Annotated in this window: 23 protein-coding genes; 11 read left to right on the forward strand and 12 right to left on the reverse strand. The window is 71.8% G+C overall.

Annotated features, from left to right (window positions below):
* Positions 1–16: 16 nt before the first annotated feature.
* From AB0I45_RS02790 to AB0I45_RS02805, 4 genes are all read right to left on the reverse strand, one after another.
* Positions 17–835 carry an isoprenyl transferase gene (locus AB0I45_RS02790; RefSeq protein ID WP_247618740.1) on the reverse strand — a complete coding sequence of 273 codons (819 nt, stop codon included), beginning with the start codon at positions 833–835 and terminating at the stop codon, positions 17–19.
* Positions 832–1,560 (reverse strand): DNA repair protein RecO, encoded by a 729-nt coding sequence (gene recO, locus AB0I45_RS02795; RefSeq protein WP_137319901.1) that lies wholly within the window; start codon positions 1,558–1,560, stop codon positions 832–834. The genes AB0I45_RS02790 and recO overlap by 4 nt, the downstream gene beginning before the upstream one ends.
* 156 nt (positions 1,561–1,716) lie before the next feature.
* The gene (gene leuA, locus AB0I45_RS02800; RefSeq protein ID WP_295687693.1) at positions 1,717–3,483 is read right to left on the reverse strand and encodes a 2-isopropylmalate synthase; all 1,767 of its coding nucleotides are present in this window, start codon (positions 3,481–3,483) and stop codon (positions 1,717–1,719) included.
* A 193-nt stretch (positions 3,484–3,676) separates the two neighbouring features.
* On the reverse strand, positions 3,677–4,735 hold the full coding sequence (locus AB0I45_RS02805; RefSeq protein ID WP_360316588.1) for a DUF6636 domain-containing protein: 1,059 nt from the start codon (positions 4,733–4,735) through the stop codon (positions 3,677–3,679).
* Positions 4,736–4,877: 142 nt separating this feature from the next.
* Here AB0I45_RS02805 and AB0I45_RS02810 point away from each other — a divergent pair, with 142 nt between their 5' ends.
* From AB0I45_RS02810 to AB0I45_RS02820, 3 genes are read left to right on the forward strand one after another with little or no spacing between them, the layout of a single operon-like run.
* Positions 4,878–5,666: a hypothetical protein gene (locus AB0I45_RS02810; RefSeq protein ID WP_295690540.1), complete on the forward strand. Its 789-nt coding sequence runs from the start codon at positions 4,878–4,880 to the stop codon at positions 5,664–5,666.
* Positions 5,650–6,540, forward strand: a complete 891-nt coding sequence (locus AB0I45_RS02815) for a dihydrofolate reductase family protein (protein ID WP_295690538.1) — start codon at positions 5,650–5,652, stop codon at positions 6,538–6,540. The genes AB0I45_RS02810 and AB0I45_RS02815 overlap by 17 nt, the downstream gene beginning before the upstream one ends.
* Positions 6,537–7,511 carry a malate dehydrogenase gene (locus AB0I45_RS02820; protein WP_137319905.1) on the forward strand — a complete coding sequence of 325 codons (975 nt, stop codon included), beginning with the start codon at positions 6,537–6,539 and terminating at the stop codon, positions 7,509–7,511. Before AB0I45_RS02815 ends, AB0I45_RS02820 begins: the two co-directional genes overlap by 4 nt.
* Before the next feature lie 50 nt (positions 7,512–7,561).
* On the opposite strand, the gene AB0I45_RS02825 is transcribed toward AB0I45_RS02820, so the two are convergent.
* The gene (locus AB0I45_RS02825) at positions 7,562–8,794 is read right to left on the reverse strand and encodes an alpha/beta fold hydrolase (protein ID WP_360316594.1); all 1,233 of its coding nucleotides are present in this window, start codon (positions 8,792–8,794) and stop codon (positions 7,562–7,564) included.
* Between the two features lie 100 nt (positions 8,795–8,894).
* Between AB0I45_RS02825 and msrB the strand changes: the two genes are divergently transcribed.
* From msrB to AB0I45_RS02850, 5 genes are all read left to right on the forward strand, one after another.
* The gene (gene msrB / locus AB0I45_RS02830; RefSeq protein WP_137319907.1) at positions 8,895–9,374 is read left to right on the forward strand and encodes a peptide-methionine (R)-S-oxide reductase MsrB; all 480 of its coding nucleotides are present in this window, start codon (positions 8,895–8,897) and stop codon (positions 9,372–9,374) included.
* Complete coding sequence (locus tag AB0I45_RS02835) at positions 9,367–9,933, forward strand: GNAT family N-acetyltransferase (protein WP_137319908.1); 567 nt, start codon at positions 9,367–9,369, stop codon at positions 9,931–9,933. The genes msrB and AB0I45_RS02835 overlap by 8 nt, the downstream gene beginning before the upstream one ends.
* 79 nt (positions 9,934–10,012) lie before the next feature.
* Entirely contained in the window at positions 10,013–11,212 is a 1,200-nt protein-coding gene (locus AB0I45_RS02840) for an FAD-binding oxidoreductase (RefSeq protein WP_295690531.1), read from the forward strand.
* Positions 11,213–11,397: 185 nt separating this feature from the next.
* Positions 11,398–12,084: a hypothetical protein gene (locus tag AB0I45_RS02845; RefSeq protein WP_137319910.1), complete on the forward strand. Its 687-nt coding sequence runs from the start codon at positions 11,398–11,400 to the stop codon at positions 12,082–12,084.
* A gap of 275 nt (positions 12,085–12,359) precedes the next feature.
* Positions 12,360–12,950, forward strand: coding sequence for a PKD domain-containing protein (locus tag AB0I45_RS02850; protein ID WP_137319911.1), 591 nt, complete (start codon positions 12,360–12,362; stop codon positions 12,948–12,950).
* Positions 12,951–13,083: 133 nt separating this feature from the next.
* On the opposite strand, the gene hemQ is transcribed toward AB0I45_RS02850, so the two are convergent.
* The 4 genes from hemQ to AB0I45_RS02870 form a co-directional block, all read right to left on the reverse strand.
* Positions 13,084–13,794, reverse strand: a complete 711-nt coding sequence (gene hemQ, locus AB0I45_RS02855) for a hydrogen peroxide-dependent heme synthase (RefSeq protein WP_295687335.1) — start codon at positions 13,792–13,794, stop codon at positions 13,084–13,086.
* A 178-nt stretch (positions 13,795–13,972) separates the two neighbouring features.
* Positions 13,973–15,409, reverse strand: a complete 1,437-nt coding sequence (gene hemG / locus AB0I45_RS02860) for a protoporphyrinogen oxidase (RefSeq protein WP_360316601.1) — start codon at positions 15,407–15,409, stop codon at positions 13,973–13,975.
* Positions 15,406–16,515, reverse strand: a complete 1,110-nt coding sequence (hemE, locus tag AB0I45_RS02865) for a uroporphyrinogen decarboxylase (protein WP_295687341.1) — start codon at positions 16,513–16,515, stop codon at positions 15,406–15,408. Before hemE ends, hemG begins: the two co-directional genes overlap by 4 nt.
* Positions 16,516–16,632: 117 nt before the next feature.
* Complete coding sequence (locus tag AB0I45_RS02870; RefSeq protein WP_137319915.1) at positions 16,633–17,130, reverse strand: flavin reductase family protein; 498 nt, start codon at positions 17,128–17,130, stop codon at positions 16,633–16,635.
* Positions 17,131–17,296: 166 nt separating this feature from the next.
* Here AB0I45_RS02870 and AB0I45_RS02875 point away from each other — a divergent pair, with 166 nt between their 5' ends.
* Together AB0I45_RS02875 and AB0I45_RS02880 are read left to right on the forward strand one after the other, a co-directional pair.
* Positions 17,297–17,911: a DUF3000 domain-containing protein gene (locus tag AB0I45_RS02875; RefSeq protein ID WP_137319916.1), complete on the forward strand. Its 615-nt coding sequence runs from the start codon at positions 17,297–17,299 to the stop codon at positions 17,909–17,911.
* Complete coding sequence (locus tag AB0I45_RS02880; RefSeq protein ID WP_295687349.1) at positions 17,908–19,113, forward strand: HRDC domain-containing protein; 1,206 nt, start codon at positions 17,908–17,910, stop codon at positions 19,111–19,113. Before AB0I45_RS02875 ends, AB0I45_RS02880 begins: the two co-directional genes overlap by 4 nt.
* 22 nt (positions 19,114–19,135) lie before the next feature.
* Here AB0I45_RS02880 and dxs read toward each other — a convergent pair whose 3' ends face one another.
* Positions 19,136–21,076, reverse strand: coding sequence for a 1-deoxy-D-xylulose-5-phosphate synthase (dxs, locus tag AB0I45_RS02885; protein ID WP_295687351.1), 1,941 nt, complete (start codon positions 21,074–21,076; stop codon positions 19,136–19,138).
* 220 nt (positions 21,077–21,296) lie between these two features.
* Between dxs and AB0I45_RS02890 the strand changes: the two genes are divergently transcribed.
* Positions 21,297–21,845 (forward strand): dihydrofolate reductase family protein, encoded by a 549-nt coding sequence (locus tag AB0I45_RS02890; RefSeq protein WP_265808765.1) that lies wholly within the window; start codon positions 21,297–21,299, stop codon positions 21,843–21,845.
* Between the two features lie 72 nt (positions 21,846–21,917).
* On the opposite strand, the gene AB0I45_RS02895 is transcribed toward AB0I45_RS02890, so the two are convergent.
* Together AB0I45_RS02895 and AB0I45_RS02900 are read right to left on the reverse strand one after the other, a co-directional pair.
* Positions 21,918–22,835 (reverse strand): nucleotidyl transferase AbiEii/AbiGii toxin family protein, encoded by a 918-nt coding sequence (locus AB0I45_RS02895; protein WP_295687358.1) that lies wholly within the window; start codon positions 22,833–22,835, stop codon positions 21,918–21,920.
* Positions 22,832–23,371: a type IV toxin-antitoxin system AbiEi family antitoxin domain-containing protein gene (locus AB0I45_RS02900; RefSeq protein ID WP_265808763.1), complete on the reverse strand. Its 540-nt coding sequence runs from the start codon at positions 23,369–23,371 to the stop codon at positions 22,832–22,834. Before AB0I45_RS02900 ends, AB0I45_RS02895 begins: the two co-directional genes overlap by 4 nt.
* Positions 23,372–23,499 lie beyond the last annotated feature (128 nt).

Raw genomic sequence — 23,499 nt, forward strand, 5'->3', positions numbered from 1 at the left:
GCCGGGCCGGACCGCCTCAGCGCCCGGCTGCGGTGTCGACCGCTCCGCCGAAGCGCCGGTCGCGGCGCGCGTACTCCTCGATCGCGGCCCACAGGGTGCGGCGGTCGACGTCGGGCCACAGCACGTCCTGGAACACGAGCTCGGCGTAGGCCGACTGCCAGAGGAGGAAGTTCGAGGTGCGCTGCTCACCCGAGGACCGGAGGAACAGGTCGACATCGGGCACCCCGGGAGCGTAGAAGCGGGAGGCGAGCGCCTTCTCCGTCACCTTCCCCGGGGTCAGCCGGCCGGCGGCGACCGCTTCGGTGATCGCGTTGACCGCATCGAGGATCTCCGCGCGCCCCCCGTAGTTCACGCAGAACTGGAGGACGAGCCCGGTGTTGTGCCGCGTCATCTCCTCGGCCGCCTCGAGCTCGGCGATGACCGAGCGCCACAGCCTACCGCGCCGGCCGGCCCACACGATCCGCACCCCGAGGGCGTGGAGCTCGTCGCGGCGGCGGCGGATGACATCGCGGTTGAAGCCCATGAGGAACCGGACCTCCTCCGGGGAGCGCTTCCAGTTCTCGGTGGAGAAGGCGTAGGCGGAGAGGTGGTCGACGCCGGCCTCGATCGCCCCGTGGATGACCTCGAGGAGCGCGAACTCCCCGGCCTTGTGCCCCTCGGTGCGCGGCAGGCCCCGGTCGTTCGCCCAGCGCCCGTTGCCGTCCATGACGACCGCGACGTGCCTGGGCACGAACTTCCGCGGGATCTCCGGCGGGCGCGCTCCGGACGGGTGCGGCGGCGGCACTGCGGGGTGCCCGCCGGCGGTCGGAGCGGGATCGGGGCGACGGGGGCTCATGCGTTCTCCAGGACCGTGAAGGACTTGACGTGGCGCTCGAGGTGCCACTGGACGTACAGCGTGACGAGGCGGGAGGCCTCGGCGGCATGGTGGGGTGCGGTCGCCTCGGCCCGGGCCCAGTCCCCGGACAGCAGGGCGGCGAGGTGGAGGACGGTCTCCGTGGTCGGCAGCGCGGTGCCGTGCTGGCGGCAGGCCGAGCACACGGCCCCGCCGAGCGCCGGGGAGAACGCCCGGTGCGGGCCGGGTTCGCCGCACTGGGCGCAGTTCCACAGGCTCGGCGCCCAGCCGGCGACGGCCATCGCGCGCAGCAGGTAGGCATCGAGTGCGAGCCTGGGTGGGTGCTCGCCCCTGCACAGGGAGCGGATCGCGGACACGAGGAGGAGGTACTGGGCGCGGGAGCGGGGTTCGGCCTCGGTGAGCCGGGTGCAGGTCTCGGCCATGACGTTCGCCGCGGAGTACGTGCTGTAGTCGGCGCCGATCGCGCGGGCGAAGGGCTCGATGAGCTCGACCTGGGTGACGACGTCGAGGCTGCGTCCCACGTGACACTGGACGTCGACGAGCATGAACGGCTCGAGCCGGGAGCCGAACCGGGACTTCGTGCGTCGGATCCCCTTGGCCACCGCCCGGACGAGCCCGTGGTTGCGGGTGAGGATGAGGACGATGCGGTCGGCCTCGCCGAGCTTGTGGCCGCCGACCACGATCCCCTCGTCCCGGTACTGCTTCATCCCTCCATTATCGTCGCCCGGCCTGGGAGGCGGCTGACGCACACGCCGGGGACGCACCGCCGGAAGCACCGCAGGTGGTCGCAGAACCATGATCCCGGCGGGGGAATCGTGGATCTGCGACCACCTGACGGCGGGGCGGGAGCTCGGGCCGGCGGCTCAGCCCTGGCGCACGGCGCGGTTGACGGCGCTGATCACGGCCTTGAGCGAGGACTTGGTGATGTTCGGGTGGAGACCCGCACCCCACAGCACCCGGTCGCCGACGGCGAGCTCGACGTAGGACGCCGCGACGGTGTCCGCACCGGTGCCCACTGCGTGCTCGGTGTAGTCCTGCAGCCGGATGTCGAGGTCGAACTGCTCGGTGAGGAGGTTGACGAGGGCGTTGATCGGGCCGTTGCCGCGGCTCTCGTAGGTGCGCTCCTGGCCGTCGACGAGGAGGTCGACCTCGATGGTCTCGGAGTTCTTCGTCGTCGGCTCGTCGGCGATGTTCGCCGACGCGGTGCGCAGGCCCATGATCTTGAACCGGCCCCAGGCCTCGGCGTCGCCGTCCGACGGCAGGTACTCGTCGTTGAAGATCCGCCAGATCTCCGGTGCGGAGACCTCGCCGCCGGACTCCGAGCGGCCCTGCACGACCTGCGAGAACTCGACCTGGAGGCGGCGCGGCAGGTCGAGTCCGTGCTCGGTCTTGAGCAGGTAGGACACTCCGCCCTTGCCGGACTGCGAGTTCACGCGGATGACCGCCTCGTAGGAGCGGCCCAGGTCCTTGGGGTCGACCGGCAGGTAGGGCATGTCCCATTCCATCTGCTCGATGGGTACGCCGGCGGCCTGCGCCCGCTTCTCCCGGTCGACGAACGCCTTGTTGATCGCGTCCTGGTGGGAGCCGGAGAAGGAGGTGAAGACGAGGTCGCCGCCGTAGGGATGGCGCTCGTGCACGCCGATCTGGTTGCAGTGGGTGACGGTGCGGATGACCTCGTCGATGTCGGAGAAGTCGAGCTCCGGGTCGATGCCCTGCGAGTACAGGTTGAGGGCGACGGTGACGAGGTCGAGGTTGCCGGTCCGCTCGCCGTTGCCGAACAGGCAGCCCTCGATGCGGTCCGCGCCGGCCATGATGCCCAGCTCCGCGGCGGCCACGCCGGTGCCGCGGTCGTTGTGCGGGTGGAGGGAGACGGCGACGTCCTCGCGGTAGGGCATGTGGCGGCAGAACCACTCGATCTGGTCGGCATAGGTGTTCGGGGTGCCGCGCTCCACCGTGGCCGGCAGGTTGACGACGGTCTCCCGGCCGGCGGCCGGCTGCCACATGTCGAGGACGTTGCCGACGACGTCGAGCGCGAACTCCGGTTCGGTGTCGACGAAGATCTCCGGGGAGTACTCGTAGCCGAAGTCGGCGTCGCCGAGCAGGCTCTCGGCGTGCTTCATCACGGCCTGGGTGCCGCGCATCGCGATGTCGCGGGTCTCGTCGAAGCCGTCGCCGTCGAAGCCGAACACGACCTTGCGGAACACCGGTGCGGTCGCGTTGTAGAGGTGGACGGTCGGCATCTTCGCGCCGACGAGACTCTCCACGGTGCGCTCGATGAGGTCCTCGCGGGCCTGGGTGAGGACGGAGATCCGCACGTCGTCGGGGATCGCGTCCTCTTCGATGATCTGCCGGACGAAGTCGAAGTCGGGCTGGCTGGCCGCCGGGAAGCCGACCTCGATCTCCTTGAAGCCGAGCTTGACGAGGAGATCGAACATGCGGCGCTTGCGACCCGGGGTCATCGGGTCGATGAGCGCCTGGTTGCCGTCGCGCAGGTCGGTGCTGAGCCAGCGGGGAGCGCGGGTGATGCGTTGGTCGGGCCAGGTCCGGTCGCGCATGTCGATCCGGATGCGGTCGAAGAACGACTTGTACTTGGCGAACGGCATGGGGCTGGGCTTCTGCAGGTGGGTCACTTCAGGGTCCTTGATCTCGACGGGTTTCGACCGACAGCATCGACTCCGCAGCGAGGATGCGGCCTGAGTCAGGCCTCGCCGCGGCACTGAAGAAGAAGAAGGAGCGCCTGCCTATTCATGCTCCTCACTGTATGCGCAACCGCCGTCGAGGTCACCCGGCGCGCCCACCATGTGGGACGACGATGCCGTGGTCTCAGTTGACGAAGTCCGCGCCGGCGCGGGCGACGGTGAAGCCCTTGCCGGTGGCGTCCGAGGTGCACGACATGCCGTCGCGGGCGGAGGTGCACGTCATCCCGTGCGCCTCGATCGACTCGCCGTAGTCGAGCGGCTCGGCCTCCGGGGCCTCCGGGGCCGGGGCGCAGGAGAACCCGGCGCCGTCGTCGTTGGCGACGACGATCCCGCCCCAGTTGTCGATCTCGCAGTCGGCCGGCTTCTCCGGCGGCTCGTAGTCGAAGCTCGCGATCGTGCAGCGGGCGCGCTCGGCGTCGATCGTGCAGCTGATGTTGCCCGAGGGGGCAGCGAAGGAGCGGACCTCGGAGGCCGGGGTGCTCGGTGCCTCCGAGTCCTCCTCCCCGGGCGATTCCGGTGCCCCAGCGGGCGGCGGCGGGGCGGGCATCGCGGCGTCGTCGCCCCGGTCCTGCCCGCTGAACATGTCGAACAGGATGTAGCCGATGATGCCGAGGACGAGCAGCACGGCGATGACGATGACGGCGATCGCCGCTCCCGGCATGCCCCGCTTCCGCTGCGCCGGCCGCCCGGCACCGTAGTGCTGGGCACCGTGCGGCGGCTGCGACGCACCCGCGCCGCCTCCGACCATCGGGGGCACGGGAGGCGGGGGCGGGACCGGGGCACCGCCCACGGTCGGGGCGGCGACGGGGGCCGGATCGCGGCCGGGCCAGCGGCTCGGCGGGGCCTGGCGCTCGGCCCATGCGGAGTGGGCGGCGGTCGCCCTGGGGCCGTCGTGCGCCTCGGGCCGTTCACGCGGGCCGTCGAGGCGGTCGTCATGGGTCTCCGCCGCGATCTGCTGGAGCTCCTCGAGACTGAGCACGCGGGTCGATTCGCCCTCCGGCGCGGCATCCGCGGCACGGAGCTGCGCGACCTCCTCGGCGCTGAGTGCCTGGGTGTCGTCCGTCGGGGCGGCGGGCTTCGCCTGGCCCACGAACAGCTGCGTGGTCAGGGAGTCTTCCGGCGGCGTCCCGGGGGTCGGCCGCCGGCGCGGCGGACGACGGTCGGGCGGAGGAGGAATGCTCATGGGAATCCAGTGTAGACACCCGCCCCGGAGCGCGCGGTCAGCCGTCGGTCAGGCGGCCCCGGCCGGTCCTGGGCCGTGGCGTCGGCCGGACCCGGGCCGTGTCGTCGGGCCCGGCGGGGAGCGCCCATGGCACGATGGACGCATGGTCCATCCCGCCGTCCGGTCCGCCGCACCGCTCCTGCTCGTGGCGCTGCTCGCCACCGGCTGTGCGCGTCCTGCCGGTGGCGACGCCGTGGCCGCCGCCGCATCGGGTCTCCGTGCACCGGCCCAGAGCGCACCGCGCGACCTCCCCGCCCCCGCCCTGCGCACACCCGCCGGGGCCGAGGCGCCCGCCGGTCCCTCGCTGCCCCCGCTGCCCGGCATCGGGCCGGAGACGCTCGCCGAGGTCCCGGCCGACACCCGCCAGGTGCTCATCTCCTCGACCCCGGGGCCCGCGGACACGACCGCGACGACGGTGCTGTTCGAGCGCGCCGGCGACGGCTGGGAGCGCACCGGCGAGTACGCCGGCCACAACGGGGGCGCGGGCTGGAAGCGCGACCGGCGCGAGGGCGACCGCACCTCGCCGATCGGGGTGTTCTCGCTCAGCGATGCCGGCGGATCCCTCCCGGACCCGGGCTCGCTCCTGCCCTACACGCACGAGCCGGCGCTGCGCACCGGTGCGGCGGCCGCCTACGGCGAGGACTACGCGGCGGTGTTCGACCGCGTCATCGCCATCGACTACAACCGGCAGCCGGGCACCCCGCCGAACGACGACACCCGCCCGCTCGGCTGGGACGCCGGCGGCAAGATCTGGCTCCACGTCGACCACGACTCCCCCACCCGGGGCTGCATCACCGTCGACGCCGAGGACATGGTGCACCTGCTGCGGACCCTCGACCCCGCCGCGCATCCGCACATCATCATGGGACCCGCCGATGACCTCGCCCGCTGACGCGTCCGCGGCGGCGGCCGGGCCCGCTGAGCTCCGCGTCCTCCTCCCCTCCCCCGAGGTGCTGCCGCCGCGGCGGGCCACCGCGGAATCGAGCGCCGACCCCGCCGGGCCCGAACCGCGGCTCGTCGAGCTCTACGACTCCGGCCCGCTGTCCGGGCACACCCCCGGGATGCGCGTGCAGGCGAACATGGTGACCACCGTGGACGGGGCGATCGCCGGTGCCGACGGCCGCTCGTCGACGATCTCGACCCCTGCGGACATGCGGGTGTTCTCCGTGCTCCGCTCGCTCGCCGACGCCGTCGTCGTCGGGGCGCAGACCACCCGCATCGAGCGCTACACCCGGCTCACGGAGAAGACCGCCTACCGGGCGCAGCGGGCGGCCCGCGGCCAGGAGCCCGTCCCGCTCCTCGTCATCGTGTCCGGGACGGGCAGCATCGACACCGCCCGACTCGCCGAGCAGGGCACCTCCCCGATCGTGGTGCACACCGCGACGGACGACCCGGAGACGCTCGCCGGGCTCCGTGGGTTCTGCGGCGCCGGAAACGTCGTCGTCCACGGGGACATCACCCCGCAGGCGGTGCTCGCCGACCTCGCCGTCCGGGGCGTGCGCCGGGTGCTGTGCGAGGGCGGGCCGACGCTGCTCGGCAGCTGGGTGTCGGCCGGGCTCGTCGACGAGCTGTGCCTCACCGTCTCCCCGCTGCTCGCCGGCAGCGGTACCGAGGATCATCCCGGTCTGCTCGGGACGGTGCGCCTGCCCGCGCCGGTGCCCGCGACCCCGCTCAGCCTGCTCACCGATTCATCGACGTACATCCACCGCCTGGCCCTGCCGGCCGGACCCGCGGCCGCTGCGGCCGCAGAAGGAGAATCCCCATGACGAAGACGATCGCAGTCACCGGAGCCGCCGGACAGATCGGCTATGCGCTGCTGTTCCGGCTCGCCGCCGGCGCGGTGTACGGTGACGAGCCCGTGCGGCTGCGCCTGCTCGAGATCCCGCCGGCGCTGCCGGCGCTCGAGGGTGTGGTCATGGAGCTCGACGACTGCGCCTTCAACACGCTCGCCGCAGTCGACATCACCGACGACCCGCGTACCGCCTTCGACGGTGCGGACGCGGCGCTGCTCGTCGGCGCCCGCCCGCGGGCGAAGGGCATGGAGCGTGCGGACCTCCTCGAGGCCAACGGCGCGATCTTCTCCGCCCAGGGGAAGGCGCTGGGCGAGGTCGCAGGCTCCGACATCCGGGTCGTCGTCACCGGCAACCCGGCGAACACGAACGCCCTCATCGCCTCCACGCACGCCCCGGACATCCCCGCCGCGCGGTTCACCGCGCTCACCCGGCTCGACCACAACCGGGCGCTCGCGCAGCTCGCGGCCCGCGCGCAGGTGCCGGTGAGCACCATCGAGCACCTGGCGATCTGGGGCAACCACTCCGCCAGCCAGTACCCGGATGCCACCCGCGCCACTGCGGACGGCCGCCGCGTCCTCGACATCATCGACGACGAGGCGTGGGTGCGCGAGGACTTCATCCCGACGGTCGCGCAGCGCGGGGCGGCGATCATCGCCGCCCGCGGATCGTCCTCGGCGGCCTCGGCGGCGAACGCGACGATCGAGCACCTGCGCGACTGGGTGCACGGCACCAGCGGGCAGTGGGTGTCGATGGCGGTGCCCTCGAACGGCGAGTACGGCGTGCCCGAGGGCCTCATCAGCTCGTTCCCGTGCACGGTGGACGGCGGGGAGCACCGGATCGTCGAGGGACTCGAGATCGACGCGTTCTCCCGTGCGCGGATCGACGCCTCGGTCCGGGAGCTCGCCGAGGAGCGCGAGGCCACCCGCGCGCTCGGACTGCTCTGAACCGGCCTGACACCGGGCGCCGGCCCGCTCCGATCAGCGGGTGATCGGTCTCAGCGGGTGATCTCGGCGAGGTCGAGGACGTGCATCTCGATGAAGTTCGCGACGTCGTCGTTCCACCGGTCCGGGTCGACGTTCCACTCCTTGGTGTGGCGCGCCTTCTCGTAGTGCGGCATCGTCACGAGGTCGCGCCGGACGCTGGCGAGCGCGTGCGAGGGACCCGAGGGCACGAAGTCGTCGTCGTCGGAATGGATGAGGAGGACGCGCGTGTCGAGCTCGGCGGCCCGGCGCACCCAGTCCATCCGGTTGAGGTCGAGCGGGGTCTCCAGGCCGGTGATGCGCCGCGCCCACGGGCGGGTGAGCATGTCGAGCGCGAGCCGGGCGACCGGGGTGGGCAGGAAGTTGATGCGCGCCTGATGGTCGAGCACGTCGTACCAGTCGACGACCGGGCCGTCGAGGACGAGAGCGGCGATGTGCTCCCGGTTGCGGCCGCGGGAGGCGGCCTGGAAGGCGATCGCGGCACCCATCGACCAGCCGAACACTACGACCTTCTTCGCCCCCTGGGCGAGCGCGTGGTCGATCGCGACGTCGACGTCGATCCACTCGGTGTCGCCGAGACCGTAGCGGGCCGTCGAGCCGACCGGCACCTCGGGGTCGTTGCGGTAGGAGATCGCGAGCGCGGGGATCCGCAGGTCGTTGAGCACCGGGGCCGCCTTGAGGCCCTCGGCCCGGGAGCCGCCGCGACCGTGGACGAGGATCGCCCAGGTGTCGAGCGGGGTGTCGGCGGTGGTCGGGAAGAACCAGGCCGGCAGGTCGCCGACGTCGGATTCGAGGGTGACGTCCTCGTACGGCAGGCCGGTGGCGTCCGGGTGGGGGTAGAACACGCCCGTCCAGCGGCCGCGGCGGGCGGTGCGGAGGTCTCCCGCGGTCACGGCGAGCACCTCGCGCGACACGGTGCGCGACACCGGGTCGTACTCGACGATGTCGCCGATCTGCGCGTGCCCGGCCCCCGAATCGAAGTGCAGGCCGTACCGGCCGTTGACGAGCGTCTCGTCGTCGGCGGCGAGGTGGACGTGCATGTCGTCGTCGAAGCCGTCGACGTGGAGGATCTCGAGCTCCTCCGGCGCCTGCTCGGGGATCACGACCCGGCGGGCGAAATAGGCCGCGAGACCGGAGGTCGCGACGGAGGCGAGCAGGCCGATCCCGGCCCCGACGCCGAGGCCGGCGGCGGCGATGCGCACGGCGCGCCGCTTGGGGTGCGCGACAGGATCAGGGGACGACGTCACGGGAACCTCCTCATCACCAGGGGTGTCATGCGGACAGTCTACTGTCCGGGTCACCGGAGTAGCATGGGGCGCAGCGAACCGACAGCGGAGGAGAAGGCTCATGAGCAGCGAACAGAACGCAGCACCCACCGTGCAGCGGACCGACGCCGAATGGCGTGAGATCCTCAGCCCGGAGGAGTACGCGGTGCTCCGGCAGGCCGGCACCGAGCGCCCGTTCACCGGGGAGTACACCGACACCACGACCGCCGGCTCCTACCGGTGCCGGGCCTGCGGCGCCGAGCTGTTCCGCAGCGAGACGAAGTTCGGCTCCCACTGCGGCTGGCCGAGCTTCTACGCCCCGCTCGCCGAGGACCGGGTGCGCTACATCCGCGACGACTCGCTCGGCATGCAGCGCATCGAGGTGCGCTGCGCGGCCTGCGACTCCCACCTGGGGCACGTGTTCGAGGGCGAGGGCTACGACACCCCCACCGATCAGCGCTACTGCATCAACTCGATCAGCCTCGTCCTCGCCGAGGACGGTGCGGACACCGCGGGGAACGACGCCGGGGACGGAGCCGCCCGGGAGTCGACCGATGCCTGAGCCGGTCGCCGAATCCGCGGTCCGGCGGGCCGCTCCGGCGGACGCGGTGGTCAAGCACTTCTCCGAGCTGACGAGCGAGGAGCTCTACGGGATCCTGCAGCTGCGCAGCGAGGTGTTCGTCGTCGAGCAGGACTGCGTGTTCCTCGACCTCGACGGGGTCGACCTCTACCCGGACACGCTCCACGCATTCATCCCGCATGCCGGTGCACCCACCCCGTTCCGCGACTCCCACGGCGAGCAGACCGGCCTGTCCGTCATGCCCGCCGCCTACGCCCGGCTGCTCCCCCACGGTCTCGTCGACGGACCGGCCGGGCACCCGGACGGCCGGAGCATCGGCCGGGTCGTCACCGATCCCGCGGCGCGCTCCACCGGCGCCGGGCGTGCGGTCGTCGGCCGGCTCGTCGAGGACTTCGCAGGTAGCCTGCTCACCCTCAACGCCCAGTCCTACCTCGAGCGCTTCTACGCGGGGTTCGGCTTCGAGCGCAGCGGGGAGGACTTTCTCGAGGACGGGATCGTCCACATCCCGATGCGCCGGGCGGCCCGCCCGGCCCGCGGCTGAGCCGTTCCCCGGCGGGGCCGCTCCCGAGTCCCGCATCCCGGCCCGCACCGTTCCGACGACCGACCCGGAGGAGAGTCCCGTGCACATCGCAGTCATCGGCGCCGGGGTGCTCGGTCTGTGCACCGCCCTCCACCTCGCCGAGCGCGGGGAGGACGTCGTGCTCCTCGAGGCGGCGCACCCCTTCGCAGGGGCCAGCGGGCGGTCGTTCGCGTGGATCAATGCGAATCACAAGGAGCCGCGCGCCTACTACGACCTCAATGCCGCGGGTATCGCGGCCCACCACCGTTTGCAGGAGCGGCTGGCCGTGCACGGCCGCTGGTTCCATCCGAGCGGCGGGATCCTCGTCGACACGGGGCCGGACCGGATCCGCACCTATGAGGAGCGCAGCACCGAGGCGCGGGCCTACGGCTACCCGTGCCGGCAGGTCGACCGGGCGGAGCTCGAAGCGCTCGAGCCGGCGGTCGACTGGCCGGACAGCGCGGACGGCGGTCTGCTCTTCGAAGCAGAGGGCTACGCGGATGCCGAGCTCTTCAGGGACGCGCTGCTCTCCGCACTGGCGGACCGCGGGATCGCACCGCGCATCATCACCGTCGAGTCCTGGCAGGCCGCAGGCGACGGCGTCGACCTCCACCTGGCCGGGGGCGAGGTGCTCTCGGTCGATCGTGCGGTGCTCGCCGCCGGGGCCGCATCAAGGGAGATCGCCGCACGGTCCGGCGCGCTGGTGTCCGTGGCGGACCTGCGGGAACGCAGCGCACGGACGCACAGCTTCCTCGGCATCACCGAACCGGTCGGCACTCTCCCACTCGACATCGAGCTGCACCGGGTCATCGTGTCCGACCGGATGAATGTGCGCCCGCAGCACGACGGGCGGCTGCTCGTGCAGGTGCCCTCGGTCGAGCACCGGGCCGCCGAGGAGTCCACCGCAGAGCAGCTCGCCGAGGTGCGCGCGGAGATGGACGCGGTGCTCGCGGAGTTCTTCGGAGACCGCGCGCGGCTCGAATCGGTGACGCTGAGCGGGCGCAGCCTGCCCGACGACGAGCTCACCATCGCCGGCTTCCTCGACGAGCAGCAGCGCGTCTACGCCCTCGTCACGCACAGCGGAATGACCCTGGCCCCGCACCTCGGGGAGGTCGCCGCCGCCGAGGTCACCGGCACCCCGGATCCGGGTCTCGAGCTGTTCCGGCCCGGCCGGTTCGCGCGGCGCCGTGCGCAGGCGGATGGGGCCGGTGACGGGGAGGCGACCGCCGGGACGCGCGAGGAGTTCATCGGTCGGCAGTGAACACGGCCCGGGCGATCGAGCAGTCCGAGACCAGAGCGGCCGGGGAGCTGCGCAGCCGAACAGCCGTGCGCGGGAACAGTGCGGCTCCGAGCACTTATCCACAGGTTCGAACAATTCCGTGCGCTCCGGGGTGGGCTGCATTACCGTAGACAGCACCCGCAGCACTCCTCCCCCAAGGACACCCGATGCCCCTCGTGTTCTCTCCCCCGCCCCACCGTTCCCGAGCGCGCGACGGCCGCCCGGCCTCGAGTTCCTCCCGCCTGCCGCACTCCGTGCGCCCGGCCGCACGGATCGGCGCCCTCGCGGGAGTCGCGGCGCTCGTCCTCTCCGGCTGCACCTCCGAACCCGAGGAGCACACGCTCGCCACACCGACAGCGGCGACGCCCACGGAGACCGAAGGTGCCGGCCCGGAATACACCACCGATCTGCAGCTCAGCGAAGAGGAGAAGAAGGCGGTTGAGGAAGCACTGAAAGTTCTCAATCGCTACGCAGAAGTTTCTACCGAGGTATTCACCGCAGGGGGCGCAGGCGCAGAGAAGTTTGACGAAGTAGCTAAAGATAGCATCTTACTTAGCTTAAAAGAAGAAGCAAAAGGCCTGCGAGACGACAAAGTGCAAATGGTCGGCGAATTCGGATTCGACCAGGTCCAAGTTTTCGAAGTCGATTTAGATAAGTCAGACTCAACCGCTATCCCGCTGGTCAATTTCCACGCATGCGTTCCGGTAGATCGGTACTCGTATACCGACCAATCACCCATGTCAACTGAAACAGGCAACCCCGAACTCAATACCTTTGAAGTGATAGTCGCTGATTACGATGGGGAATGGTTCGTCTCAGAACAATACCTTTGGGCAGAAGAATGCGACATATAACAATCGGAATCTTGATCGCGTTATTTGCGATAACTTTCACTGCTGCAGATCCCGCAGTTGCATTCAACCCAAACTGCAAGATTCGATCCGCAAAGAACAATGATTGTCGTGTGACACAACCGGGCCCCGATCGCCCAGGCGGTGGAGGCTCGGATCGCGGTGGATCGAACCCGGGCGGCGGCGGCTCCGACCGCGGTGGGCGCGGAGGTGGATCGGGCGGTTCCGGCGGTGGCGGCGGAGGCGGTCCGGCCGGTCCGCCCGGCGGCTGCGAGCGGGTGAACCTCCCGTCCGCGGGTGAGACCGTCGAGGTCTGTGCGGAGCTCGATCCCGGGGGCGGGGGCGGCGGCGCCGGGGGTGGCGGCGGGGAGGCCGCACCGACCCCGGTGGTCACGGAGGAGGACTTCCAGTCCTTCGAGATCCCGCCCTCGACGCTCCACTCCTGGCCCGATGCCTGGGCGGTGACGAATCGGCGGACGGCGTTCTGGGCAGACTCCGCGGTCCGCTATATCGACCTCGTCCTCTTCGACATCCCGGTGCAGGTGCGGGCCACGCCCGTGGCCTATGTCTGGGACTTTGGCGACGGCACCACGGACCGCACGACCTCCCCGGGCAGCCGCCCGCGGTCCGTCCAGAACGCGCAGATCCACCACACGTACTCGGCGCCCGGCACCGTCTCGGTCACCCTGACCACGTACTACGCGGGAATGTACTCCGTGGCCGGCGGCCCCTGGCTGACGATCCCGGGCCAGGCAGCGGTGCCGAGCGACCCGCTCGAGCTCGAGGTGTACCGCTACCACCGGTTCCTCGTCGACGAGGACTGCCTCGACGACCCTTCGAGCCCCGACTGCGAGGCTCCGGAGAACTGACGGGAGCAGTCGCTGCAGCACCGATCCGACGCCGCGCGGCTCCGGGGTGCCCCCCGGAGCCGCGCGGTGCCGGTTCGACGTCCGGCGGCGGTTCGACCGCCCGGTGGCGCGCGCCTCGGCACCAGGCGACGGTTCAGCGCCAGGCGGCGATGATGTCGGCGAGCTCGCGGCGCGGGCCGGTGAAGAACGGGAGCTCCTCACGCACGTGGAGGCGCGCCTGGGTGGCGCGCAGCTCGCGCATGAGGTCGACGATCCGGTCGACCCGCGAGGCCTCGAAGGACAGCAACCACTCGTAGTCGCCGAGCGCGAACGCGGAGATCGTGTTCGCCTTGATGTCCTTGTAGTCCGCAGCCGCCATGCCGTGCTCGCGCAGCATCTGCGAGCGCTCCTCTGCCGGCAGCACGTACCATTCGTAGGACCGCACGAACGGGTACACGCAGATGTAGTCGCCGGGCGTGCTGTCGGTGAGGAACGCCGGCAGGTGGGACGTGTTGAACTCAGCCGGGCGGTGCATGCCGATGACCGACCACACGGGCTCGAGGATCGAGCCGAGGACCGAGTGGCGCACGGCGGCGTAGGCGGCCTGGATCGCCTCGGTGGTGGGGGCGTGCCACCAGAACATGACGTCGGCATCGGGACGGAACGCGGACACGTCGTAGACGCCGCGCACCACGAGGCCCTGGTCGCTGAGCGCGGCGAGCCGGGAGTTGACCTCCTCGGCGAGCGCGGCGCGGTCCTCCTCACCGATCTCCCCGGCGACGGAGAACACGCTGTAACCGGCGTAGCGGATCTCCTGGTTGAACTTCTCGATCTCTTCCGGGGTGGGCTGGCGGTAGTTCGACATGGTTCCTTCTTCCTCGTGGTGGTGTCCGTCGCTCAGGTCTGCTGATGGTGCGGGGGCGGTGTCTCCGTGCTCAGCCGGCACGTGCGCAGTGTGCACACGCTCAGTGCCGGTGAGCTCCGTGCGGGTGAGCGCAGTGCGGGTGAGCGCAGTGCCGGCGGGCGCAGCCGGCTCGGCACGATCACGGCGGCGGGCCGCCGGTGAGCCGGGCGATCTCCTTCTCCGCCCGCGCGATGCAGGCGGGGATCCCGACCCCGTCGTAGGCGGAACCGACGAGCGCGAGGCCCGGGATGCCGGCGAGCACCGCGTCGATGCGTGCGGTGCGCTCGAGGTGGCCGGGCGTGTACTGGGGCAGCGCCGCGGTCCACCGCTGCACCTCGGAGTGGAGGACGGGCGCGGCCCGGCCGGTGATGCGCCGCCAGTCCGCGATCGCCCGGGCGGCGAGCTCCTCGTCGGGCAGCGGCTCCCACGCGTCCGGGTCGTCGCCGAACCGGCCGACGCTCATCCGCACCACGGCGGTGTCCGCGGGCAGCAGCGCCGCGAGCCACGGCCACTTGTTCGAGGCGTAGGTCGAGGCCTTGATGAACGCGGTCTCCGTGGGAGGGACGAGGAAGCCGGAGCCCTCGAGCGGGGCCTCGGCGACGTCGATGACGACGGTGACCACGGCGGAGCTCGCATGGTCCACTCCCCCGATGATCCCCGCGATCTCCGCGTCGACCCCGGCGAGCAGACCGGTCGCGGCGTGCGCGGGCACGGCGAGGACGAGAGCGTCGAACTCCTCGACTCCGCCGCTCACGCTCTCGACGGCCCAGGTGCCGCCGCCGGCCTGTCGCACGGCGCGCACCGGAGCCCCGAGCCGGAACTCGACCCCGGACTGCGCGAGGTGCTCGGCGAGCGCGGTGACGAGGCGGTTCATCCCACCGCGCAGCGACATGAACACGGGCGGCGCCTCGGCGGGCTGGGAGCCGGGGACGTTCGCCCCCGGCGTCGCCGCGCGCCCGGCGGCCCGCGCGCGGAGCACCTCGGCGACGGCGTCGAGGACCGGGGTGCCGGCCCGGGCCGCGGGCAGGAGCGCGGGGATCGTCGCGGCGAGGGAGAGGTCGCGGCAGCGTCCGGCGTACACGCCGCCGAGCAGCGGGTCGACCACGGTGTCGACGAGCGCGTCGCCGAGCCGGGCTGCGAGGAAACCGCCCACCGACACGTCGCCGGCGGCCGGCGCGGTGAGCTGCTCCTCGCTCACCCGGACGATCTCGGACTCGGTGAGCAGGCCTGCGAGTGCCTGCGGGTCGGCGGGCACGCCCATGAGGGTGCCGGCCGGGATCGCGTGCATGGCGCCGTGGGCGTGGATGCGGGAGGAGTGCGCGCGGGACGGGAACTCGAGTTCGAGGCCGAGCTCGCGGCACAGGCCCACGGTCTCCGGGCGGACGTACAGGCTCGCCTCGGCACCGACGTCGGCACCGGCGGGCGCATGGCCGTTCAGGTCGGAGCCGCGCAGGCACCCGCCCAGCCGGTCCGAGGCCTCGTACACGGTGACCGCGGTGCCGGGCCGGGTGCTGATGAGCCGGTGGGCGGCGACGAGGCCGGAGATCCCGCCCCCGACGACAGCGGCGGTGCTCACCGGCGGTCGCCCGCCTCCGCGGCCGGATCGACCCGGGCCGTGCTGTCCCCGGCCCCCGAGGCGTCCCGGCGCTCGGCGAGGACCTCACGGGACACCCGGTGGACCTCCTCGACGACGAGGCCGGGGACGGCGGGGTCGGTGGCCGGCAGCACCCCGTGGCCGAGGTTGAAGACGTGGCCGCCCGGATGGTCGAGACCGGCGCGCACGATCTGCTCCACGCGCGGCCGCAGCACCTCCCACGGGGCGAACAGCATCGCCGGGTCGAGGTTGCCCTGGAGCGCCTGACCGGGCTGCACCCGGGCCGAGGCAGCGGCGAGGTCGACGCGGAAGTCCACCCCCATGACGGTGGAGCCGGCCTCGGACATCGGGGCCAGCAGCTCCCCGGTCTGCACACCGAAGTGGAAGCTCGGGACGTCGTGGCGGCTCAGCGCTGCGAACACCTCCTGCGAGTGCGGGAGCACAGCGGCGCGGTAGTCCTGCGGGCCGAGGTAACCGGCCCAGGAATCGAAGAGCTGGAAGGCGCGGGCGCCGGCGGACAGCTGCACGTCGATGAAGGTCGCCGACATCCGGCCGAGCTTGGCGAGGATCGCGGAGAACAGCTCCGGATCCCCGAGCATCATCGCCTTGGTCTTCTCGTGGTTGCGGCTCGGCCCGCCCTCGATGAGGTAGCTCGCCACCGTGAACGGCGCGCCGGCGAACCCGATGAGCGGGGTGTCGCCGAGCTCCGCGACGATCCGGGTGACGGATTCGGTGATGTCGGACAGCGCCTCGGCGTCGAGCTCGGGCAGCCGGTCGAGGTCGGCGCGGGTGCGCACGGGGGTGCTGATGACGGGTCCGACCCCGGGCTCGATGACGACGTCGACACCGGCGGCCTGGAGCGGGACGACGATGTCGGAGAAGAAGATCGCGGCGTCCACGCCGTGCCGACGGACCGGCTGCAGGGTGATCTCGGTGACGAGGTCCGGGGTGCGGCACGCCTCGAGCATCGCGTTGCCCTTCCGGAGCTCCCGGTACTCGGGGAGGGAGCGACCGGCCTGCCGCATGAACCAGACGGGGGTGTGATCAACCGGCTGCGAGAGGGCAGCGCGTACGAGAGTCGAAGCCATTGCTCCATGGTCTCATCTGCGCGCGGCCGGAAGAAACCGTGTCGTACCGCAGGACCGCCCGTCTCAGAGCGGGGCCGCCCGCACCGCCGGTTCCGGGATCGGGCGCCGAGGCGCCGCTCAGGGCAACGGGGTGTCGGCGGTGAGGGCGTGGAAGGTGCGGTCGACATAGACGAGCGGAGGACGCGGCGCGTCGGCGAGGATCTCGCGGACCGCGGCGACGACCACGATCGACTCCCCCACCTCGACGTGCTCGAGGTGCTCGCACAGGAGGGCGGCGTGCACCCCGGGCAGCACCGGCTCGCCGCCCGGCAGGGTGCGCCAGCCCTGCTCGGGGGTGAAGCGCGGAGCACCGGGCACGGCGAAGGACCGGGCGATCTCGACCTGGTCGGCGCTGAGCAGGTTGACGACGAAGGACGGAGCCGCGAGCACGCGGGAGGCCGAGCCGCGCCGCGAGGTCACGGAGAACAGCAGCGCCGGCGGCGCCGCGGACACGCTGGCCACGCTCGACACCGTGAGACCGACCGGCCCGTCCGGTGAGGCCGCGCTGATCACCGCCACCCCGGCGGGGTGATGACGGAACGCGTGCTTGAACGCCTCGGGGTCGAGCTGGTTCACGGGTGCGGTCTCCTTCGCAGCGGCTGGACGGATGGTTCGAGGGGTGCCCTCGGTTCGAGGGGTGCCCTCGCTCCCCCAACGCCGCGCACCGGGTCCGGAATTCCCGCCGCCCGGCGCATCGGCGTGGATGCTAGGACATGTCCGCGGCGTTGCCTACCCTGGACTCGTGGTCATCCCGTCTCCGCTCAATCGCACGCCCGAACCGTTCGCGCGTGCCTCGACCGTGCTCCGCGAGGTGACCGGCCGCCCCCACGTGTCGATCTCCGAGATCCCGGCCCCGGGCAAGCTCGCCCCCTACGCCCTCGCCCTCGGGGCCGAGGTCCGCGCCGAGGACCACCCGGTCGTGCCCGCCGACGACGACGTCGACGAGCTCGCCACCGGACGCGTCGTCGTCCTCTACGACCCCGACCGTCCGAGCGAGTGGGACGGGGAGTTCCGAGTGGTGAGCTACATCCGCGCGGAGCTCGAGCACGAGCTCGGCCACGAGGCCATGCTCGGCTCCGTCGCCTGGTCCTGGCTCACCGAGGCCCTCGAGACGAACGGCTGCGAGGTGCGCAGCATCGGCGGCACCACCACCCGCGTGCTCTCGGAGAGCTTCGGCACGCTCGCCGGGCGTCCGTCGACGATCGACCTCGAGTTCCGGGGCTCGTGGACCCCGGTGATGGAGGAGCCGGAGGAGATCGCCGACCACCTGACCGCGTGGATCGACCTCCTGTGCACCGTCGCCGGCCTCCCACCGCTGCCCGAGGGCGTCACTCCCCTGCCGGGGCGCCGCCGGTGAGCTCCCACCACACCGACGAATCCCTGCCGCTGCTGTCCGCCCCCGCGGACGGGGTGCCCGACATCGTCGACACCCCGGATGCCCTCGCCACGGCGGTCCGCGACCTGGCCGCCGGCACCGGTGCGGTGGCCGTCGACGCCGAGCGCGCCTCGGGCATCCGCTACGGCGGGCGCGCCTTCCTCATCCAGCTGCGCCGCGCGGGCGCCGGGACGATCCTCATCGATCCCGAGGCGCTGCCGGACCTGTCCACGGTCGACGACGCCCTGCGCGGCGCCGAATGGGTGCTCCACGCCTCGACCCAGGACCTCCCCTGCCTCGCCGAGCGCGGGATGCGCCCCGACGCCCTGTTCGACACCGAGCTCGCCGCGCGCATGCTCGACTTCGAACGCTTCGGACTCGCCGCGGTCGTCGGCGAGACCCTCGGCGTCCGCCTGGCGAAGGAGCACTCGAACGTCGACTGGTCGCGCCGTCCGCTGCCGCCCGACTGGCTGACCTACGCCGCGCTCGACGTCGAGCTCCTCATCGAGGTCAGCGACATCCTCCAGGCGCAGCTCCAGGAGACCGGCAAGGCCGAGTTCGCGCAGCAGGAGTTCGACCACCTCCTCGACTTCACCCCCAACGTCTACGCGGAGCCGTGGCGCCGCGTGCAGGGCCTGGGCTCGGTGAAATCCCGCCGCGGCCTGGCCCGCGTCCGGTCCCTGTGGACGGCCCGGGACCGGGTCGCCGCCGCGCAGGACCTCGCACCGAGCCAGATCCTGCGCGACCGCCACCTCATCGCACTCGTCGGCATCGATGCCCGCACTCCCGACGACCTGCGGCGCGTCCCGGGCGTGCCCGGGATGGACCGCTCGGCGCGCCTGCGCTGGCACAAGGCCCTGAGCGATGCCGACGCCCTGCCCGAGGCCGAGCTCCCCGATCGCCGCTCGGCGGATGCCGAGGCACCCGCCGAGGTCGACCGGAATCGCGTCAAGGTGCGCCTCGATCTCATGAAGCCCGCCGTCCAGGAGGTCGCGCGGGACCTGCGGATGCCGCACGAGGTCGTCCTCACCCCGCGCCACGTCAAGACTCTCGCCGGCCGGCGCACCATCGGGGACGAACAGGCCGTCGCGGCGTTCCTCGCCGAGCGCGGCGCCCGGCCCTGGCAGATCGAAGCGACGGCCGGAGTCCTCGCCCGGGCCGCCGCCGCGGCCGACCGGGACTGATCGGGTCGACGTCTCCGGCGGGTCAGCCGGTGCGGGTCGCGGTGCGCTCGACGCGGTCGACGATGTCGGCCGGGAGGATCCTCAGGATCTTGTCGACCATGTCCGGCACCGCGAGGCCGGCGTACTCGAGGATCTCATCCCGGGTGCCGTGGGGCAGGAACTCGTCGGGCACGCCGAGCTCGAGCACTCCGGTGCGGGAGTCGTCGTCGCGGAGGTCCTGGCGGATCTGCGAGCCGATGCCGCCGATCTTCACCCCGTCCTCGATGACAGCGACGAGCGCGTGCTCCTTGCCCATGTCGAGCACCGACTCCGGCACGGGCAGCACCCAGCGGGGGTCGACCACGGTGGTGCCGATGCCCTGGGCGCGGAGTGCCTCCGACACGGCGAGCGCGCGATCGGCGAGCGCGCCGACGGACACGATGAGGACGTCGGCGGGCAGGCTCGCGGGCGTCTCAGCGAGCACGTCGACGCCGTCGACGGTGCGGCGCAGGGCCGCGATCTCGGTGCCGACGGTGCCACGGGAGAACCGCACGACGGTCGGGGCGTCGGACACCTCGACGGCCTCGCGGAACTCCTCGGCCAGGCGGGTGGCGTCGCGCGGGGCGGCGAGCTGCAGCCCGGGCACGATCTGGAGCATCGCCATGTCCCAGATGCCGTGGTGGCTGGCGCCGTCGGGGCCGGTGACGCCGGCCCGGTCGAGCACGAAGGTCACGCCCTGGCGGTGGAGCGCGACGTCCATGAGGAGCTGGTCGAAGGCGCGGTTGAGGAACGTCGCGTAGAGGCACACGACCGGGTGGAGCCCGCCGTAGGACAGGCCCGCGGCCGAGGCGACGGCGTGCTGCTCGGCGATGCCGACGTCGAACACCCGCTCGGGGAACTCGGCGGCGAACTTCTCCAGGCCCACGGGGATGAGCATGGCGGCGGTGATCGCGACGAGGTCGGTGCGGGTGCGGGCGATCTCGACGATCTCGGAGCCGAACACCGAGGTCCACGAGGTGCCCGTCGAGGGCTGGGAGCGGCCGGTCAGCGGGTCGATGACGCCGACGGCGTGGAACTGGTCGGCCTCGTCCTCGATCGCCGGGGCGTAGCCGTGGCCCTTCTGGGTGATCGCGTGGACGATGATCGGGCCCTGGTCGAAGTTCTTCGCCCGGGTCAGTGCCTTCTCCATGCTCTCGAGGTCGTGGCCGTCGACGGGGCCGAGGTACTTGATCCCGAGCTCGTCGAACATCCCGGTCGCCGGTGCCGCGACCATGTCCTTGAGACCCTTCTTCATCCCGTGCATCGCGGTGTAGGCGGCGCGCCCGGGAGGACCGGACTGCTGCAGGCGGTCGCGCCCCCAGCTCAGCAGCTTCTCGTAGTTCGAGCTCGCGCGCAGCGAGTCGAGGTGTGCGGCGAACCCGCCGACGGTGGGTGCGTAGGAGCGGCCGTTGTCGTTGACGACGATGATGAGGCGGCGCGGCGGCTGGGAGCTGTCGGCGGCGATGTTGTTGAGCGCCTCCCAGGCCATGCCGCCGGTCAGTGCCCCGTCGCCGATGACGACGACGACGCTGCGCTCGGACTCGCCTTTGAGCTGGTGGGCCTTGGCGATGCCGTCGCCCCAGGACAGGGCCGCCGAGGCGTGGGAGTTCTCGATGATGTCGTGCTCGCTCTCGGCCCGCGAGGGGTAGCCGGAGAGCCCGTCGCGCTGGCGCAGCGTGTCGAACTGCGCGTAGCGACCGGTGAGGAGCTTGTGGACGTAGGTCTGGTGGCCGACGTCGAAGAGGATCGTGTCGCACGGTGAGTCGAACACGCGGTGGATCGCGGTGGTGAGCTCGACGACCCCGAGGTTCGGCCCCAGGTGCCCGCCGGTGCCGGCGACGGTGGTGATGAGCGTGTCGCGGATCTCCTTGGTGAGGACCTGGCACTCGGCCTCCGACAGCGCTTTGAGGTCCGCCGGGGAGGAGATGGTCTCCAGGAAAGTCATTCGCGGGTTCGCTCCTTCGGGTGCGCCGGGTAGGGGCACGACTGTCGAAATGTTCGTCCAAGCGTAGCAATCCTACTGCCCGCTCCCTGGGTGGACGCCCAGGCTGCGGGGCATGGCGGGGTGTGCGATGCGCGATGTGCGCAGGATCGGATCACGGCGGACCGCGGCCGAGGCGCACACTGGGAGGAGCAGCGACGCACCCCGACCACTGGAGGACCCCATGCGCTCGGTCGTCATCACCCAGAACATCACCGCGGACGGCTCGATCGAGATGCTCGACGATTGGTTCGACCCGTCCGGGATGCCGGAGACCGGGGAGCTGTTCGAGCTCAACCAGGAGCAGGACGGCGCCTGCGACCTCGTGCTGCTCGGCCGGTGCACCTTCGAGGACTTCCGCGGGTATTGGCCGGGCGCCGACGATGCGGCGGGGATCTCGGACTACCTCGACTCCGTCGACAAGGTCGTCGTCTCCCGCACGCTCACCGAGCCCGGGTGGCAGAACACGACGGTCGTGCGCGACCCGCTCGCCGCGGTCCGCGAGCTGCGGGTGCGCGACGGCGGCGACATCGTCATCACCGGGAGCATCTCCGTGTGCCACGCGCTGCTGCGCGCCGGGCTGGTCGATGAGATCCGGCTCTACGAGTACCCCTGGGCGCAGGGGCGCGGCCGGCGCCTGTTCCCCGCCGACTGCGCCCCCGGCAGGCTCACGCTCCTCGAATCCCGGCTCCTCGACGGCATCATGCCCTACCGCTCCTACCGGATCGGGTGAGGGCGGCCCCGGAATCGCGGCGGTCGCGGCGGCGCATGGTGGCCTGCTCGTCCGCCTGCAATCGGGTGGCGTTCACGTCGAAGCGCGGGACTCGATCTCCGTGATCACCCGCTCGAGCCACTCCCGCGCGGCGGCGATGTCGACCAGTACCGGTGTGCTGCCGTCGACCTCCGTCTCCTGACGCGCTTCGTCGTAGGCGACTCCCCAGTCGTCCATCGGCCGCAGCGGAAGCGGCGGCCACTGCTGTGCGCGACGGAGCTCGAAGGTGCGCACACAGAGCCGCCGTACGTCGGTCGGGTTCGGACCGGCCTCCCACAGCAGCTGCAGGTCGACCAGGTCGTGCGCTCGGACGAAGTCGGGGTCCGTCACTGCGTGGATCTTCTGTGCGATCTGGTGCTCCAGGTCGATGAGTTCGACCGGCCGCAGCTCGCCGAAGCCGAATACTGCGCCGAGTTCGGCGAGCTCGCCGTCGATACTCCGTCGGGAGTGAGCACGGGGTTCGATCTCTGGGTCGGACACCTCGACGTCCAGTCCGGCCCATTCCCGGCCGAGGAACGACAGTGTGACCCGGTAGGGATGCATGACGTACTGAGGTCGGGCGAGCCCGGGATCGTGCACCCGTCCGAGCCGCAGCGCGCCGGTGAACGCCACGCGGTCCGGCGCTTCGGGGTTCGCGCGCAGAGCTCTCGTCGAGGCGGGCACCGCGCCCCAGCCGTGGGCCAGCCGCGCACGGAACTCCTCCTCGAAGCTCGCACCCCGGTCCCGGGTGGAGACATCCAGATCGGCGGTGGCCCGAGTGCCGCGCTCTCCCATCCTCAGTTTGATCCCCATTCCTCCTTTGATCGCCACGGCGTCGGGCAACATCTGCGACACGACGAGAGTGCAGAGCATCAGGCGGACGCGGGCGATGGTAACTCGCTGCTCGCGCGCGATGTCCGCGAGTCGGCGGTTGAGCTGTGCGCCGTTCAGCGGCGGGGTCACGGCTCTCATGCGCCGACGCTCCTGCTCGACGGGTCGGTGAAGTCCCGTTCCGCGATGAGCTCGCGACGACGGGCCTCAGCGACGAGCGCCGTCCAGCGGTCCGGCGGCATCCGGTACCGCATGTCCTCCAGTGCGCGCCGGACAGTGGTGCCCGGGATGCCCTCGTGCTCTGTGAGATCGTCGTCTGGGATCTCCGTGCGCGCCTCGAGCTCCATCCAGTCCGGCAGCGACCGGCGCACCCGACGGCGGGTGCCCACCCGGATACGGCGCGGGTTGAAGTGTCCCAACCCCACGAGGTCGAGCACGGCTTCGCGGTGGAGGAACGCGCCCCGGCCGGCCAGCGCGACTGCTGCCGCCGGTTCGGTGAACACGGTGATCGGAATGTCTCGGTGCGCGTACACGCCCTTGCCGTAGGGCCGCAGCGCGCCGCGATGCGCGAGCTTGCGCACCTCGACCGCAGGCACACCCGCGTCCTCGGCCTCGACCACGGTGACGATGCCGTGCCGCTCTGCGGCGATTTCCCACAGATCATGTCGGTAGCTCATGGACACACCCCCTCGCAATGTCAATAGTGTACCGTTACCGGTACGGTTTCGGCAGGGGCTCGCTTTCACCTCCCCCGCCCACCCGTGAATAGACCGCGGGCCGGGGATCCCGAAGGATCCCCGGCCCG

Source organism: Brevibacterium sp. NPDC049920 (assembly GCF_040656435.1).
GTDB lineage: Bacteria > Actinomycetota > Actinomycetes > Actinomycetales > Brevibacteriaceae > Brevibacterium > Brevibacterium pityocampae.